Consider the following 14,698-nt stretch of genomic DNA (forward strand, 5'->3'; position numbering starts at 1 on the left):
TGTTGGTGTGTTGTTGTGGTGGTAAGCGCGTTCAGAACGTGCCGGGATACACCCCGCCATCGAGCAGCCAGTTCTGCCCGACGATATAACCCGCGTGCACGCTGCACAGAAATGCGCAGGCGCGGCCGAACTCGTCGCGGTTGCCGAAGCGGCCAGCCGGGATGTTGGCCATCCGCTGCTTGCGCGCTTCTTCGACGGAGATGTGTTGCGCCTTGGCCTGGGCGTCGAAGGTCGTCGCGATGCGATCCGTGTCGAACACACCCGGCAGCAGACTGTTGATGGTCACGCCATCGCGCGCGACCTTGCGCGCGACACCGGCCACGAAGCCGGTCAGCCCGGAACGCGCACCATTGGACAGACCCAGCACGTCGATTGGCGCCTTCACCGCCGAACTCGTGATGTTGACGATGCGCCCGAAACCTTGCCCGCACATGTGGTCGATGGTGGCGCGGATCAGTTCGATCGGCGTCAGCATGTTGGCTTCGAGCGCGCGGATCCAGTCCTCGTGCGTGAAGTTGCGGAAATCGCCCGGCGGCGGCCCGCCCGCATTGTTGATCAGAATGTCCGGTGTCGGACACGCCGCAAGCGCGGCAGCGCGGCCTTCCGGCGTGGTGATGTCGCAGGCCACCGTCTTGACCTCCACGCCGGTCTGGGCGCGGATCTCGGCGGCGGTGTGTTCGAGGGTCTCGGCGGTGCGGGCGACGATCACCAGATTCACGCCTTCTGCCGCGAGCGCCTCCGCGCAACCGCGGCCCAGCCCCTTGCTCGCCGCGCAGACCAGCGCGGTGCGTCCTGCAATGCCCATGTCCATGTGCTTCTCCTCGTTCCTGTGATGGCGACGGCGCGCCAATGCGGAGGTGCGCCTGCTGTGCGCCGATGCCGATGCGGCCCGTCTGGATGCGACCGGTTTCTCACGATTCTAGAAGAATCGGTGCGCGACCGTGCCGCGTGGCTGAAATCTCCCCTATCTTCGGGCAGTACTTTCGGTAAACTTGCAGCCGTGGCGCGCCCGCCCGCCGGTTCCACCGGCCCCGCGAGCCGCCGACCGATTCCTCTTGCCGCCGTTAGCGCCCCCGCCATGACCCAGGACAGCCGTTTCCCCAATCTTTTCATCCTCGATCACCCGCTGATCCAGCACAAGCTCTCGCACATGCGCGACCGGGATACCTCGACGCGCACGTTCCGCGAACTGCTGCGCGAGATCACGCTGCTGATGGGCTATGAAATTACCCGCAACCTGCCCATGACCACGCGCCGGGTCACGACGCCGCTCGTCGAGATCGACGCGCCGGTGATCGCCGGCAAGAAGCTGGCCATCGTGCCGGTGCTGCGCGCCGGGGTGGGCATGTCGGACGGGCTGCTGGAACTGATTCCGTCGGCGCGTGTGGGGCACATTGGCGTGTACCGGGCCGAAGACCACCGGCCGGTCGAATATCTGGTGCGTCTGCCGGATCTCGAAGACCGCATCTTCATCCTGTGCGATCCGATGGTGGCGACCGGCTACTCGGCCGTGCACGCGGTGGACGTGCTCAAGCGCCGCAACGTGAGCGGCGAGAACATCATGTTCCTCGCGCTGGTGGCGGCGCCCGAGGGCGTGAAGGTGTTCCAGGACGCGCATCCGGACGTGAAACTGTACGTGGCGTCGCTCGATTCGCACCTCAACGAGCACGCGTACATTGTGCCGGGCCTGGGCGACGCCGGCGACCGGCTGTTCGGCACCAAGAACTGAGCGTGAGAGATGGGTGGGCGGCGGTGCGCGCCGCCAAATCGCCCTGAGGCAGCCGGTTTCGCCACTCACCCCCACTGCCGCACCCCCGCGGCGTGATAAAATTCGCATCCGCTCATCGAGCGGCTCAACTTGCAGATTCGCCCGGCGCATTGCGCCTTTGCGGGGCCCGCGCACACCGGCATGGCGCTTTTTGCCGCCGCACCGGACACGCGCATCGCCACCGTCCAATCGCGCCGCACGCGGCCATCGGTTCGCAGGGGCTGGCCCGAACGGGCCCGCTCCCCTTAAGCCGGGCGTTTCAGGTCCAAGGTGGAACGGTTTGAATCGAGGCGCGCCTTCGCAAGCGCCCGACATCGCAACGACAATTGCACTATGCGTGCGCCCCGCTGGCGCGCGCGATGGAGAAAGGTATGGCGGGTCATTCGAAATGGGCCAACATCAAGCATAAGAAAGCAGCGGCCGACGCCAAGCGCGGCAAGGTCTGGACGCGGCTCATCAAGGAAATCCAGGTGGCTGCCCGCATGGGCGGAGGCGATATCGACTCGAACCCGCGTCTGCGGCTCGCCGTCGAAAAGGCCTACGACGCCAACATGCCGAAAGACAACGTCAACCGCGCCATCCAGCGTGGCGTGGGCGGTGTCGACGGTGCAAGCTACGAAGAAATCCGCTACGAAGGCTATGGCATCGGTGGCGCGGCCGTGATCGTCGACACGATGACCGACAACCGCACGCGCACCGTCGCGGAAGTGCGCCACGCGTTCTCGAAGAACGGCGGCAACATGGGCACGGACGGCTCGGTCGCGTTCATGTTCGACCACATCGGCCAGTTCCTGTTTGCGCCGGGCACGCCCGAAGACAAGCTGATGGAAGCGGCCCTCGAAGCCGGCGCCGACGACGTCGTCACGAACGAGGACGGCAGTATCGAAGTGGTCTGCCCGCCGAACGATTTCCCGAAGGTGAAGGCCGCGCTGGAAGCCGCGGGCTTCAAGGCGGAGCTGGCTGAAGTCACGATGAAGCCGCAAACGGAAGTGGAGTTCACCGGCGACGACGCGGTGAAGATGCAAAAGCTGCTCGACGCACTCGAAAATCTGGACGACGTGCAGGAAGTCTATACAAACGCGGCCATCGCCGACGAATGAGCGCCACGCGGGCGTGCCGTGGGGGCGCGCCTCGTTTGCTTCGGCTGGGATAGCACGGGTTTTGCATGTCCATGCTGACAGCTCGCACGCGCGAGCTGTCATGCGCGAAATGTGGCGGCGTTGCGGAAATCGGTACGGCGACGCTCGCCGGTTTTTGCCACGTAGTGCCGCCTGGCGCACAGCGTGAGACGGTGGCGATCCGGCAGTGTTCGAGCGTGTGAGATGAGCGTGTGAATTGAGCGCGCGTAAGTTGAGTTGCAGGAAAGGCAGCCTGCGCGTTGCCAGCGTCGCAGATTGACGGTTCGCCGGGTGCGAATGTTGCGGGAATTCACGGTTGTCGCCAGAGCGGCAGCCGTTCATGGTTTTTAAAGTCTTCGGGGAATCACATGAAGTTACTCGTCGTCGGTTCCGGCGGTCGCGAGCACGCGCTCGCATGGAAGCTCGCGCAGTCGCCGCGGGTCCAGCTCGTCTACGTTGCTCCCGGCAACGGCGGCACCGCCCAGGACGAGCGTCTGCGTAACGTCGACATCACCGAGCCGGCCGCGCTCGCCGATTTCGTCGAAAAGGAACAGATCGCCTTCACGCTGGTCGGGCCGGAAGCGCCGCTCGCCGCGGGCATCGTCAATCTGTTCCGCTCGCGCGGCCTGAAGATTTTCGGACCCACGAAGGAAGCCGCGCAGCTCGAAAGCTCGAAGGACTTCGCCAAGGCGTTCATGAAGCGCCACGCCATTCCCACCGCGGAATACGAGACCTTTGCTGACGTCGCCGCCGCCCACGCCTACCTCGACGCCAAAGGCGCGCCGATCGTCATCAAGGCCGACGGCCTCGCTGCCGGCAAGGGCGTGGTAGTCGCGCAATCGCTGGAAGAAGCGCACGCCGCAGTCGACATGATGCTGTCGGACAACAAGCTGGGCGATGCCGGCGCACGCGTCGTGATCGAAGAATTTCTCGCCGGCGAAGAAGCCAGCTTCATCGTGATGGTGGACGGCAAGCACGTACTGCCGCTCGCTTCGAGCCAGGACCACAAGCGTCTGCTGGACGCCGACCAGGGCCCGAACACCGGCGGCATGGGTGCGTACTCGCCCGCGCCCATCGTCACGCCGCAACTGCACGCCCGCGTGATGCGCGAAATCATCCTGCCCACGGTGCGTGGCATGGAGAAGGAAGGCATCCGTTATACGGGCTTCCTGTACGCCGGTCTGATGATCGACGCGCAAGGCAATCCCAAGACACTCGAATTCAATTGCCGCATGGGCGACCCGGAAACGCAGCCGATCATGGCGCGTCTGAAAGGCGATTACTCGAAGGTCGTGGAGCAGGCCATTGCCGGCACGCTCGATACCGTCGAACTGGAATGGGACCGTCGTACCGCGCTCGGCGTCGTGCTGGCCGCGCACAACTATCCGGACACGCCGCGCAAAGGCGACCGGATCAACGACATCCCGGCCGAAACCAGCGATTCGGTCACCTTCCATGCCGGCACCACGTTGACGGACGGCAAGCTCGTCACGTCAGGCGGCCGCGTGCTGTGCGTGGTCGGGCTGGCGGATTCGGTACGCAGCGCGCAGTCGGTGGCCTACGAGACCATCAACCAGATCTCGTTCGACGGCATGCAGTATCGCCGCGACATCGGCTATCGGGCGCTGAACCGCAAACATAGCTGACCAGGGCCGCGCGGCGTTCCGGGTCGATCGGGCCGTGTGCCCGGTCGATCACCCGGCGCCACGGCTTTTAACCGAACGCCGCGCACCCGAGCGGCCCGGCGTTTACCCCGAGCCCGCCCCCGCGCTTACCCGCAGGGGCCTCACGTGCCAACGGCGCTACACTGCGGATTCGCAGCCAGCCCGGGCGCCAGCGGCGCGTATCTCGTCATCGACGCGTGCGCCACGACCGGCTCCCCGGCGTTCCCTTCACCCCAAACCCGTGGCACGACCCGCGCGCCGCCCTTCAGCACCTGCATTCATGACGGATTCGAACTACGACGTACAGGCTGTCCGCGGCTGGCTGCAAGGCCTGCAGACGCACATCGCCGACACGCTCGGCGCGTTCGACGGCACGCCGTTCGCCACCGACACGTGGCAACGCGCGCCGGGTGACAAGCTGCGCGGCGGCGGCACCACGCGCATTCTCGAAGGCGGCCAGTTTTTCGAGCGCGCGGGCGTCGGCTTCTCGGACGTAGCCGGTGACGCCCTGCCGGGCTCGGCCAGCGCGGCGCGCCCGCAACTCGCGGGACGCGGTTTCGAGGCAATGGGCGTGTCGCTCGTGCTGCACCCGCACAATCCGTACTGTCCGACCGTGCACATGAACGTGCGTCTGCTGATCGCCACGAAGGCCGGCGAGCCGCCCGTGTTCTGGTTCGGCGGCGGCATGGATCTGACGCCCTACTACGGTTTCGAAGAGGATGCGCAGCATTTCCATCGCACCTGCCGCGATGCGCTCGCACCGTATGGCGCGGACCTGTATCCGCGCTTCAAGCAATGGTGCGACGAGTATTTCTTCCTGAAGCACCGCAATGAACCGCGTGGCATCGGCGGCATTTTCTTTGACGATTTCTCGGCGCCAGGCTTCGAAAAATCGTTCGAGATGCTCAAAAGCGTCGGCGACAGTTTTCTGAACGCGTACCTGCCGATCATCGAGAAGCGCCGCAGCATGAGCTACGGCGAAGCGGAGCGTGACTTCCAGGCGTATCGCCGGGGCCGCTACGTCGAGTTCAACCTCGTGTTCGACCGTGGCACACTGTTTGGGCTGCAGAGCGGCGGGCGCACTGAATCGATCCTGATGTCCATGCCGCCCGTGGTGAACTGGCGCTACAACTGGCAACCGGAACCCGGCACGCCCGAAGCGCGCCTTTACAGCGATTTTCTCGTGCCGCGCGAGTGGGTTTGACGGCGTGTCGCGCGTCACACCACCCGCCTTCGCACGCTTTGCTACGACCAAGGATGCTCACCTGAAGCCGAACGCTCAACCCGCTGCCCTGCCCCGCCGGATCGGCCTGCTGGGCGGCACCTTCGATCCGATTCACGACGGCCATCTCGCGCTCGCGCGGCGCTTCGCTGAGGTGCTGCAACTGACCGATCTGGTGCTGCTGCCAGCCGGCCAGCCGTGGCAAAAGCCCGAAGTCTCGCCAGCCGCCGACCGTCTCGCGATGACCCGCGCCGCAGCCCGCTCGCTGGTGCTGCCGGGCGTCAAGGTGAGCGTCGCCACGGACGAGATCGAACACGACGGCCCCACGTACACGGTCGAGACGCTGCAGCGCTGGCGTGAACGCGAAGGCCCGCAGGCGTCGATCGCGCTGCTGATTGGCGCCGATCAACTGGTGCGGCTCGATACATGGCGCGACTGGCAGCGTCTCTTCGAGTTCGGCCATGTGTGCGCGGCGACCCGTCCCGGTTTCGAACTCGCGTCGATTCCACCCGCGGTGGCCGCAGAGATTGCGGCGCGCGAGGCCACGGCGCGCGTGCTGCAAACAACCCCCTGTGGTCATCTGCTGATCGATACCACGCTGGCCTTCGACGTTTCGGCAACCGATATCCGCGCGCTGCTACGCGAACGTCTCGTCCAGCATGCCGGCGGCCAGCAACAGAACGAGGCCGCGAGCCATGTCCCCACCGAGGTGTGGGACTATATTCTTCAACATCATCTGTACCACCGGTAACCCTATGGATATTCGCAAACTGCAACGCGCGATCGTCGACGCCCTCGAAGACGTGAAAGCGCAAGACATCAAGGTGTTCAACACCAGCCACCTGACCGGACTGTTCGATCGCGTGATCGTCGCCTCCGGCACCTCGAACCGCCAGACCAAGGCGCTCGCTTCCAGCGTGCGCGAGAAGGTCAAGGAAAATGGCGGCGAGATCATCAGCACCGAAGGCGAGGACGTGGGCGAATGGGTGCTGGTCGATTGCGGCGACGCGGTCGTGCACATCCTGCAACCGGCGCTGCGTCAGTACTACAACCTCGAAGAAATCTGGGGCGACAAGCCGGTTCGTATCAAGCTCAGCACGCCCAATCCGTTTGGCGGCGCACGTTCGAGCGAACCGGACGAAGACGACGAAGAGGATGACGCACCGGCCGTGGCCAAGCCTGCGCGCAAGGCGCCCGCACGTCGCCGCTGATGGGCGCGTGATGTGGCGTTGGTTTGCGTTGGACGCTGCATTGCGTGACCCGAGGTGGTCTAACGTAGCTCGATGTGACATGACGTGAGCTGACCCGGCCTCGCATCGCCGGGCTCACGTTGATATGACGTTTGGCTGGATGTTTGGCTACCCGACGTTTGGCCATTGCATCCCCGACTGGATCCACGACTCTTTCCGTGATGAAGCTGCATATTCTCGCCGTCGGCCACAAGATGCCGGACTGGATCGCCACCGGCTTTGACGAGTACGCGAAACGCATGCCGCCCGAGCTGCGTATCGAGCTGCGCGAGATCAAGCCCGAGCAGCGTTCGTCAGGGCGGCCGGCCGAGAGCGTGATGGCGGCGGAACGGCAAAAGATCGAAGCCGCGTTGCCGAAGAACGCGCGCATCGTTGCGCTCGATGAACGTGGCAAGGACTGGACCACGATGCAGCTTGCCGCTGCCCTGCCAGGCTGGCAGCAGGACGGCCGTGACGTGGCATTCCTGATCGGCGGCGCCGATGGACTCGACCCCGACCTCAAGGCGCGCGCCGATATGCTGCTGCGCGTCTCCAGTCTGACCTTGCCGCATGCGATGGTGCGCGTGCTGCTTGCCGAACAGCTTTACCGCGCGTGGACCATCACGCAAAATCACCCTTATCACCGCGCTTAGGCGCAGATCGGTACACGTGTGCCTGACAAGTGCGCAGCTGGTGCGTGCTGCGGGTACGTTCTTCAGATGCGTGCGTCGGGCCCCTGCTTTTGACCCACGCTTGTTGATCAGCCTGGCTGGCGTGTGAGCGCCTGAGGCAGGCCCGCTGCCGTGTGTGTATGACGCTCGCTGAGTGTTGCGTGTCAACATACGCTCGATCGATAAGCGCCCTTTGTCTCTTTGCCGCTGCGCGCTGCTTACCCTGCTTTCACCCTTCACGCATCAAGCTTGACCGAGACCTTTTATGCCTGCGCCGACTGCCGTCTTGCACCCGTTCGTCTACCTCGCCTCTCAGAGTCCGCGCCGTCAGGAGTTGTTGCAACAACTGGGCGTACGCTATGAATTGCTGTTGCCGCGTCCCGATGAAGACGCCGAGGCACTCGAAGCGGAACGCCCCGGCGAGCGCGCCCACGACTACGTTCTGCGCGTCTGCCAGGCCAAGGCCGAAGCCGCCCGCGCGCGGCTCGTGGCCGGCGCGCATCGCGAGGCGCCGATCCTCGTTGCGGATACAACCGTCACCATCGACGATGCGATCCTCGGCAAACCCATCGACGCCGACGATGCCATCGCCATGCTCACGCGCCTCGCCGGACGCGACCACGAAGTGCTGACCGCATTGGCTGTCGTCGATGCAAGCGGCGTGCTGTTGCCGGTGGCGCTATCGGTCTCGCGCGTGCGTTTTGCTGCAGTGCAGGCCGACGCGCTCGCGCGCTACGTCGCCAGCGGCGAGCCGTTCGGCAAGGCAGGCGCCTATGGCGTGCAGGGGCGCGCGGCCGAGTTTATCGAGCGTATTGAAGGGTCCTATTCAGGTATCATGGGTTTGCCACTTTTTGAAACCGCCGCGCTACTGCGCGCCGCGCGCATCGACTTCTAGAACAACACCATGAATGAAGAAATCCTGATCAATGTCACGCCGCAGGAAACGCGCGTCGCGCTCGTCCAGCAAGGCGCCGTCGAGGAACTTCACGTCGAACGCACGCTGTCGCGCGGGCGTGTCGGCAACGTGTATCTCGGCAAGGTAGTGCGAGTGTTGCCGGGCATGCAATCGGCCTTCATCGACATCGGCCTCGAGCGCGCCGCGTTTCTGCACGTTGCCGATATCTGGCATCCGCGCATTGCTGGCGAGCCACAACAGCAGGTCCCGCATCAGCCTATCGAAAAGATCGTGTTCGAGGGCCAGACGCTGATGGTACAGGTGGTCAAAGACCCGATCGGCACCAAGGGCGCGCGGCTCTCCACGCAGGTGAGCATTGCCGGCCGCACGCTGGTGTATCTGCCGCAAGAGCCGCACATCGGCATTTCGCAGAAGATCGAAAGCGAGGCCGAGCGCGAAGCCGTGCGGGCACGTTTGACTGCCGTCTTGCCCGCTGACGAGAAAGGCGGCTACATCGTGCGCACCATTGCGGAAGACGCAACGAGTGAAGAACTGGCCGGCGATGTCGCGTATCTGCGCAAGACATGGGCGACGATTCTCTCGCAGGGGCAGCGCATGCCGCCCACCAGCCTGCTCTACCAGGACCTCAATCTCGCGCAGCGCGTGTTGCGCGATTTCGTCAATGACGAAACCACACGCATCCAGGTGGATTCGCGTGAGACGTTCCAGATGCTGTCCGATTTCGCGGCAGAGTTCACGCCGGCGGTCTCGTCGAAACTGCATCACTACACAGGCGAGCGGCCGCTCTTCGATCTGTACAACATCGAGACGGAAATCCAGCGCGCGTTATCGCGACGCGTCGATCTCAAATCCGGCGGCTATCTGGTGATCGACCAGACCGAAGCCATGACGACCATCGACGTGAATACCGGCGGCTATGTGGGCGCACGGAATTTCGACGACACGATCTTCAAGACCAACCTCGAAGCCGCACATACGATCGCGCGTCAGTTGCGGCTGCGCAATCTGGGCGGCGTGATCATCATCGACTTCATCGACATGGAAAACGTCGAGCATCGGGATCAGGTGCTCGGTGAGTTGAAGAAGGCGTTGTCACGCGATCGCACGCGCGTGACGGTGAATGGCTTTTCGCAACTCGGGCTGGTGGAGATGACGCGCAAGCGCACGCGCGAGTCGCTTGCGCATGTGCTGTGCGAACCGTGTCCGGTGTGCCAGGGCAAGGGGCAGGTGAAGACGTCGCGTACCGTGTGCTATGACGTGCTGCGCGAGATCCTGCGCGAGTCGCGACAGTTCAACCCGCGTGAGTTCAGGGTGGTGGCGTCGCAGCAGGTGATCGATCTGTTCCTCGAAGAAGAGTCCCAGCATCTGGCTATGCTGATCGATTTCATTGGCAAGCCGGTGTCGCTGCAGGTGGAGTCGAATTTGAGTCAGGAGCAGTACGATATTGTGCTGATGTAACGATCGCGGAGTGTGGCATCCACCGCCTTCGCTTCGCCTCTCAGCACTCATCCATGCGCCAACGCTTCTAGCGCGACGCGAGCGAGAAAACCACTTCGGGTCTCGTGACGCGCTTCCACATAGGCGTCGATCTTGTGCAAAACGAAACGCGGAATGCTTATGTTGATGCGTTCAGGTTTTGCATCGAGCTTCGACAGATCTACCTCCACCAAAGCCCATACCGCGCCAGCGAACTCCGGCTTCGTCACGAGCTCTTCCACGGTCGAACAGGTGACGTCGACGTCCTCGCCCAGTTCGACCAGAGTCAAGACATGGCCAAGGATGGCCTCTTTTGCGTTTCGAATCGCATCGTCGATAGTGTCGCCCCAGGAATGAACGCCCGGAATATCCGGGACGGTCACGCCGTAGACGCTTCCATCTTCTTTATGAATGGCGATTGGAAATTCCATTTTCACAGTCCTGGACGATCAGTCATACCCATGCATCCTGCACCGACTTAGTTGATGGTCAACAAGCCGGCAACTTTCAAGATGCTCTTGGTTGTCCCAATAGGCAGGTCTTTCTTCGGGTGGGGAACCGTCACAAGGCCTGGCTTATTTGGGTGTTTGAAGTGGTGGTGGCTACCAGTGATGCGAACTAGCCACCAGCCATCATCTTCGAGCATGCGGATTATTCGTGACGAATTCATCACGACCCCGCTTGTTTCGTGTGTAAATATACACACGATGTGGATGAATGGCAAGGATAGTGTGTAGCGGTGTGTAAAATTTCAGCAGTGAACATATATCTCTAGATACTGTATAAAATTACAGTATAGAGTTTGTGCTGTCAAAAAAACACGTCGGTACCGTTCACGTTCGCGGGCCAAGCGATGTGCAAGTAGGCCTCGGCCGCGCGTTGCAGCGCAATGCATTCTCGCCGCTATTCGCGCGGCCGGTTCATATTGCTCCGGCCCGGTCAGGCTCGCTGCGACACTGTTCGGCAAAGACTCCCCATCGTTCCCGAACTGCTCGTGATCGAGTTGCAACGCGAACCGCATCTTCCGATTGGCAAACCATACCGAACGTCTTGCGGAGTTTCGACAGCACAGCGCCCTGCAGACGTTCGTCTTGCGCGGCGATCGCATCGTCCATCTGGCTGCGAATGACCGGCGCTGCAACCCACGCTTCCGACTTCAGATCGTCAACAGACTGCTCGCCTAGACTGCTCCGCGCAATGCGCTGCAACTGGTCAAGCATTGGCGCAATCAGGCGTACGAAGAAGCTCTCGCGAGAATCACTATCCATCTCTGGATGCCAAATCGGAACGCCTCCCCTCACAATCACCCCACCACAAATCCCCCGCCCGCACCACTCGTTTAATCCCATATCCACGCAATATTTTCTCGTGCTAACGTAACGGACAACTCAGGACCACACCACCACCAGGTCCACGAAGTTCGCAGCAGCAACACGCAGAAGCACGCCGCAACACCCCCTCGCCGTGGACGTCCGGCCACGCGAGACCATGCTGGAAACCGCTTCCGTCACCCCGCCGTCTGGACGCCTGTTCGTGCGATAAGGGTGCTGTCACGGAAGTGCAAGACTGGGTCGTCAGAATCGCGGTCACAACGAAAAAACATGTTACGGGGCAAGAGGGTGATCGATAAATATAAGGTGCTGTTTCTCTGTCGCGAGAATTCGGCACGCAGCATCATCGCGGAAGCTTTACTGCGCGAACTGGCCGGTCACCGGTTCGACGTATTCAGTGCCGGGGCCGATCCCGCCGCGCGTGTCCACGCGCTAGCCCTTGCGCAGCTGCGCCCAGGCGTGTCCGAACTGGGCCTGCTCGCGCCCAAGAGCTGGCTCGAATTTACCGGCGAATGGGCGCCGCGCATGGACATCATCATTTCGCTGGACGAGCGTGTCGGCGACCATCTGGTGCCCGCGTTCCCCGGCAATCCACAGTTTCTCAAGTGGGATTTCGCCGATCCGCTCGCCGATGGCCTGACGCACGACGAGCGCACCCGCTCGTTCGAGAAGGTGTTCTGGCAAATCGTGCGCCGTGTCACGCTGTTCATGGAACTGCCCCGCTACGAATACGCGGCCGCGCGTCCGTCACGCCAGGTCGAAGCAGTCGCATGCGGCAGCGGCGCTGTCTGCTCAAGCTGAACCTGACGTGCGGTTAGCCGCACCTCGTTCGTCACACCAGGCGCACACGGCGCGCTAACGTTTGCTACCAGCCACCGCTTAATTGCGCGTGCCGTCCGCCCCGCCGCACTCCTGCCAATTGCACGCTCTCGTCGCGCAGCGCACAAAACGAATCGTTTCAGCGACTTGCATCGTTTGCCCGCAAATTGTCCACAGCTTTGCCAACCGTTTGTGTGGACAACTCGCCCTTCGCTCTCGCCACATGGCATCCGCTATGCAGAGTGAATGCAGCACGCGCCGCACGTGCTGCTCTCGCTGCACGGTCCATCAGGCGTGCACCATTGCGATGAAAAATCCGCAATCCCTGCAACGCCGCCCCAGATCGAAACGGCTATCCTGAGATCATCATGAAGCCCAGCACCGAACGTGATTATCACAAGCGAATCGCCCGCGTCGTCGAGGCTATCCTCGACGATCCCGGTGCGCCCCATACGCTGGATAGCCTGGCGTCGCTGGCGTGCTTGTCGCCGTTTCACTTTCATCGCATCTATCGCGCGCTGACCGGCGAGCGCGTCGTCGAAACCGTGCAACGCGTGCGGCTCGCGCGGGCTGCTCATCGGCTGACGGTGGCCGACGAGCCGGTGGGCAATGTCGCGGCCGACGTCGGCTATGGCAGTCCGCAAGCCTTTTCGCGTGCCTTCCGGGGTTTCGCCGGGGTCAGTCCCAGTGCCTTCCAGTTGCGGCAACGCCGGCTCACCTCGCCGGATGCTGACGCAGATGCAGATGCAGATGCGAACGCCAGTTCCGCCGCCCGCCTGGCTTCAGACGCCCAGAGCACGCCCGTCGTGCAGATCGTCGAACTCGCCCCCTTCGACGCCGTGTGTCTGCGGCACGACGGTCCCACTGCCACCATCAGTCAGACCTTTCGCACGCTCAGGATGCGGTGGCGGCAGCTCGTCGGCGATGCCGTCTCGGAGAATGTGGACGGCCACACCGTCGGCATCTGCACGGGTGACCCCGAGGAGCCCGGCACGTTCGTTTACTTCGCTGGCATCATCCCGGGCACGCCTGTCGCGTCCATCGCGCCCACTGAATTGAGCGGCGAACTCGAGACGGTACGCGTCGCAGGCGGCCTCTACGCATCGCACCGGCTCGTCGGTCCCTATCCGCTGATTGCCTCGACGTTCCAGGCGCTGTACGGCGGGTGGCTGCCGCACAGTGGCTACGAGCCGGACGATCGTCCGAACCTCGAGTTGTATCGCAGCAAACCCTTGCCTGATCAGCGGTGCGAATGCGTCACCGATCTCATGATTCCGCTTCGAAAGGAGTGACGATGCTGCGTGCTTTCCTGCTTGCTGTCGCGTTGGCAACAACGTGCTGGATGACTGCGGCCCCGGCTGCGGATAACACCGCCCCTGTCAGTCCAGCTGAGCAAACCGCGCCGTATAACGTGGGCGAAAGCGTGCGCATGGTTCATCCTCCGGTGGCTCGCAACTGGCGCGGCGCCCGGACCGAGGCGCTTATCACGCGCATCTGGTACCCCGTTGCACCCGCGAGCGCCGAACATGCCCACGACATCGGCGCGCCCGGCGACCCGATCTTTGCCGGCCATCAGATCGCCGACGACAACACGCCGCTCTCCGACGCTCGCCCCAAATATCCGCTGCTTCTGCTTTCGCACGGCACGGGAGGCAGCGCGGACGACCTCGACTGGCTGGCCGCCGCGCTCGCTGCAAATGGCTATATCGTCGCGGGCGTCAATCACCCCGGCAATAACGCGCTGGAGCCGTTGGCCCGCGAAGGTTTCTACCTGTGGTGGGAACGCGCTACGGACGTCAGCGAAGTGCTCGACAATCTGCTGGCCGATCCCACGCTGGGCGCGCGGATCGACACGCAGCGCATTGGCGCGGTGGGCTTTTCGCTGGGCGGCTACACCGTGCTGGAGCTGGCTGGCGCACGTACACGTCTGCAGCACTTCCAGGACTTTTGCGCATCGCCCGCCGCAGACGCCATCTGCAAGCCGCCCGAGACGGCTCACTTGAAGAACGATGGCCCGACGCCCGCCAGTTTCTCGCCGCAAACCCAGGCGTCCATGACGCGTGCCGGGGACTCGTATCGGGACCCACGCATCAAGGCGGTCTTTGCGATTGCACCCGCGCTAGGTGAAGCATTCGACGCGACGTCGTTTGCCGAGGTCGACATTCCGGTGTTGCTCGCCGCGGGCACGCAGGACCCAGTTGCGCCGGTGGCGACCAATATCCAGCGCATCGCCGGCCTGCTGCCGCGCGCCCAGGTGAACATGGCCCCAGGAGCGGTCCACTACACCTTCATGGATGACTGCTTGCCGCGCGCGGCCGATCATTTAGCCATGCTATGCAAAGATCCTGAGGGCGTGAACCGCGATGCGGTACACGCCCAGACCATTGCTTGGGCGCTCGGCTTCTTTACGACCGCGTTGCCTGGTGGCCCGCTTTAGACAGAAATGCACACGGCCCAATGCGCGCGTGAACTGCAAACGCTTGC

At 63.3% G+C, this 14,698-nt stretch carries 16 protein-coding genes; 12 read left to right on the top strand and 4 right to left on the bottom strand.

The window, feature by feature from the left end:
- Positions 1-31: 31 nt before the first annotated feature.
- On the bottom strand, positions 32-811 hold the full coding sequence (locus tag D0B32_RS31395) for an SDR family oxidoreductase (RefSeq protein ID WP_117338255.1): 780 nt from the start codon (positions 809-811) through the stop codon (positions 32-34).
- Positions 812-1,078: 267 nt separating this feature from the next.
- Here D0B32_RS31395 and upp point away from each other — a divergent pair, with 267 nt between their 5' ends.
- The 9 genes from upp (at position 1,079) to rng (ending at position 10,046) form a co-directional block, all read left to right on the top strand.
- A complete protein-coding gene (gene upp / locus D0B32_RS31400; RefSeq protein WP_117338257.1) occupies positions 1,079-1,729 on the top strand; it encodes a uracil phosphoribosyltransferase in 651 nt (216 codons plus the stop codon).
- Between the two features lie 410 nt (positions 1,730-2,139).
- Positions 2,140-2,868 carry a YebC/PmpR family DNA-binding transcriptional regulator gene (locus D0B32_RS31405; protein WP_117338259.1) on the top strand — a complete coding sequence of 243 codons (729 nt, stop codon included), beginning with the start codon at positions 2,140-2,142 and terminating at the stop codon, positions 2,866-2,868.
- A gap of 386 nt (positions 2,869-3,254) precedes the next feature.
- Positions 3,255-4,532, top strand: a complete 1,278-nt coding sequence (gene purD / locus D0B32_RS31410) for a phosphoribosylamine--glycine ligase (protein ID WP_117338262.1) — start codon at positions 3,255-3,257, stop codon at positions 4,530-4,532.
- A 298-nt stretch (positions 4,533-4,830) separates the two neighbouring features.
- Entirely contained in the window at positions 4,831-5,754 is a 924-nt protein-coding gene (gene hemF / locus D0B32_RS31415; protein WP_117338264.1) for an oxygen-dependent coproporphyrinogen oxidase, read from the top strand.
- A 61-nt stretch (positions 5,755-5,815) separates the two neighbouring features.
- The gene (locus tag D0B32_RS31420; protein WP_259295228.1) at positions 5,816-6,523 is read left to right on the top strand and encodes a nicotinate-nucleotide adenylyltransferase; all 708 of its coding nucleotides are present in this window, start codon (positions 5,816-5,818) and stop codon (positions 6,521-6,523) included.
- 4 nt (positions 6,524-6,527) lie between these two features.
- Positions 6,528-6,983, top strand: a complete 456-nt coding sequence (gene rsfS / locus D0B32_RS31425) for a ribosome silencing factor (protein WP_117338268.1) — start codon at positions 6,528-6,530, stop codon at positions 6,981-6,983.
- A gap of 200 nt (positions 6,984-7,183) precedes the next feature.
- Positions 7,184-7,654: a 23S rRNA (pseudouridine(1915)-N(3))-methyltransferase RlmH gene (gene rlmH / locus D0B32_RS31430; RefSeq protein WP_115104009.1), complete on the top strand. Its 471-nt coding sequence runs from the start codon at positions 7,184-7,186 to the stop codon at positions 7,652-7,654.
- 283 nt (positions 7,655-7,937) lie between these two features.
- Positions 7,938-8,567 carry a nucleoside triphosphate pyrophosphatase gene (locus tag D0B32_RS31435; protein WP_117338270.1) on the top strand — a complete coding sequence of 210 codons (630 nt, stop codon included), beginning with the start codon at positions 7,938-7,940 and terminating at the stop codon, positions 8,565-8,567.
- Between the two features lie 9 nt (positions 8,568-8,576).
- Entirely contained in the window at positions 8,577-10,046 is a 1,470-nt protein-coding gene (gene rng / locus D0B32_RS31440) for a ribonuclease G (protein ID WP_117338272.1), read from the top strand.
- A 47-nt stretch (positions 10,047-10,093) separates the two neighbouring features.
- Here the strand turns inward: rng and D0B32_RS31445 are convergent, their stop codons facing one another.
- The 3 genes from D0B32_RS31445 to D0B32_RS31455 all read right to left on the bottom strand — a co-directional run bounded on the left by D0B32_RS31445 (position 10,094) and on the right by D0B32_RS31455 (position 11,332).
- Positions 10,094-10,495 carry a type II toxin-antitoxin system HicB family antitoxin gene (locus tag D0B32_RS31445; RefSeq protein WP_117338273.1) on the bottom strand — a complete coding sequence of 134 codons (402 nt, stop codon included), beginning with the start codon at positions 10,493-10,495 and terminating at the stop codon, positions 10,094-10,096.
- A gap of 47 nt (positions 10,496-10,542) precedes the next feature.
- Positions 10,543-10,734 carry a type II toxin-antitoxin system HicA family toxin gene (locus D0B32_RS31450; protein WP_117338275.1) on the bottom strand — a complete coding sequence of 64 codons (192 nt, stop codon included), beginning with the start codon at positions 10,732-10,734 and terminating at the stop codon, positions 10,543-10,545.
- A gap of 250 nt (positions 10,735-10,984) precedes the next feature.
- A complete protein-coding gene (locus tag D0B32_RS31455) occupies positions 10,985-11,332 on the bottom strand; it encodes a hypothetical protein (RefSeq protein ID WP_117338277.1) in 348 nt (115 codons plus the stop codon).
- A gap of 351 nt (positions 11,333-11,683) precedes the next feature.
- Here D0B32_RS31455 and D0B32_RS31460 point away from each other — a divergent pair, with 351 nt between their 5' ends.
- From D0B32_RS31460 to D0B32_RS31470, 3 genes are all read left to right on the top strand, one after another.
- Positions 11,684-12,196, top strand: coding sequence for a low molecular weight phosphatase family protein (locus D0B32_RS31460; RefSeq protein ID WP_117338313.1), 513 nt, complete (start codon positions 11,684-11,686; stop codon positions 12,194-12,196).
- A 386-nt stretch (positions 12,197-12,582) separates the two neighbouring features.
- Positions 12,583-13,506 carry a GyrI-like domain-containing protein gene (locus D0B32_RS31465; RefSeq protein WP_117338279.1) on the top strand — a complete coding sequence of 308 codons (924 nt, stop codon included), beginning with the start codon at positions 12,583-12,585 and terminating at the stop codon, positions 13,504-13,506.
- Positions 13,507-13,508: 2 nt separating this feature from the next.
- Positions 13,509-14,651 carry a serine aminopeptidase domain-containing protein gene (locus tag D0B32_RS31470; RefSeq protein WP_117338281.1) on the top strand — a complete coding sequence of 381 codons (1,143 nt, stop codon included), beginning with the start codon at positions 13,509-13,511 and terminating at the stop codon, positions 14,649-14,651.
- Positions 14,652-14,698: the final 47 nt, after the last annotated feature.

Source organism: Paraburkholderia sp. DHOC27 (assembly GCF_003429005.1).
Classification (GTDB): Bacteria; Pseudomonadota; Gammaproteobacteria; order Burkholderiales; family Burkholderiaceae; genus Paraburkholderia.

Coding starts and splice junctions, on each gene's coding strand:
- D0B32_RS31395 (WP_117338255.1), bottom strand. CDS start 811: ATGGACATGGGCATTGCAGGACGCACCGCGCTGGTCTGCGCGGCGAGC.
- upp (WP_117338257.1), top strand. CDS start 1,079: ATGACCCAGGACAGCCGTTTCCCCAATCTTTTCATCCTCGATCACCCG.
- D0B32_RS31405 (WP_117338259.1), top strand. CDS start 2,140: ATGGCGGGTCATTCGAAATGGGCCAACATCAAGCATAAGAAAGCAGCG.
- purD (WP_117338262.1), top strand. CDS start 3,255: ATGAAGTTACTCGTCGTCGGTTCCGGCGGTCGCGAGCACGCGCTCGCA.
- hemF (WP_117338264.1), top strand. CDS start 4,831: ATGACGGATTCGAACTACGACGTACAGGCTGTCCGCGGCTGGCTGCAA.
- rsfS (WP_117338268.1), top strand. CDS start 6,528: ATGGATATTCGCAAACTGCAACGCGCGATCGTCGACGCCCTCGAAGAC.
- rlmH (WP_115104009.1), top strand. CDS start 7,184: ATGAAGCTGCATATTCTCGCCGTCGGCCACAAGATGCCGGACTGGATC.
- D0B32_RS31435 (WP_117338270.1), top strand. CDS start 7,938: ATGCCTGCGCCGACTGCCGTCTTGCACCCGTTCGTCTACCTCGCCTCT.
- rng (WP_117338272.1), top strand. CDS start 8,577: ATGAATGAAGAAATCCTGATCAATGTCACGCCGCAGGAAACGCGCGTC.
- D0B32_RS31445 (WP_117338273.1), bottom strand. CDS start 10,495: ATGGAATTTCCAATCGCCATTCATAAAGAAGATGGAAGCGTCTACGGC.
- D0B32_RS31450 (WP_117338275.1), bottom strand. CDS start 10,734: ATGAATTCGTCACGAATAATCCGCATGCTCGAAGATGATGGCTGGTGG.
- D0B32_RS31455 (WP_117338277.1), bottom strand. CDS start 11,332: ATGGATAGTGATTCTCGCGAGAGCTTCTTCGTACGCCTGATTGCGCCA.
- D0B32_RS31465 (WP_117338279.1), top strand. CDS start 12,583: ATGAAGCCCAGCACCGAACGTGATTATCACAAGCGAATCGCCCGCGTC.
- D0B32_RS31470 (WP_117338281.1), top strand. CDS start 13,509: ATGCTGCGTGCTTTCCTGCTTGCTGTCGCGTTGGCAACAACGTGCTGG.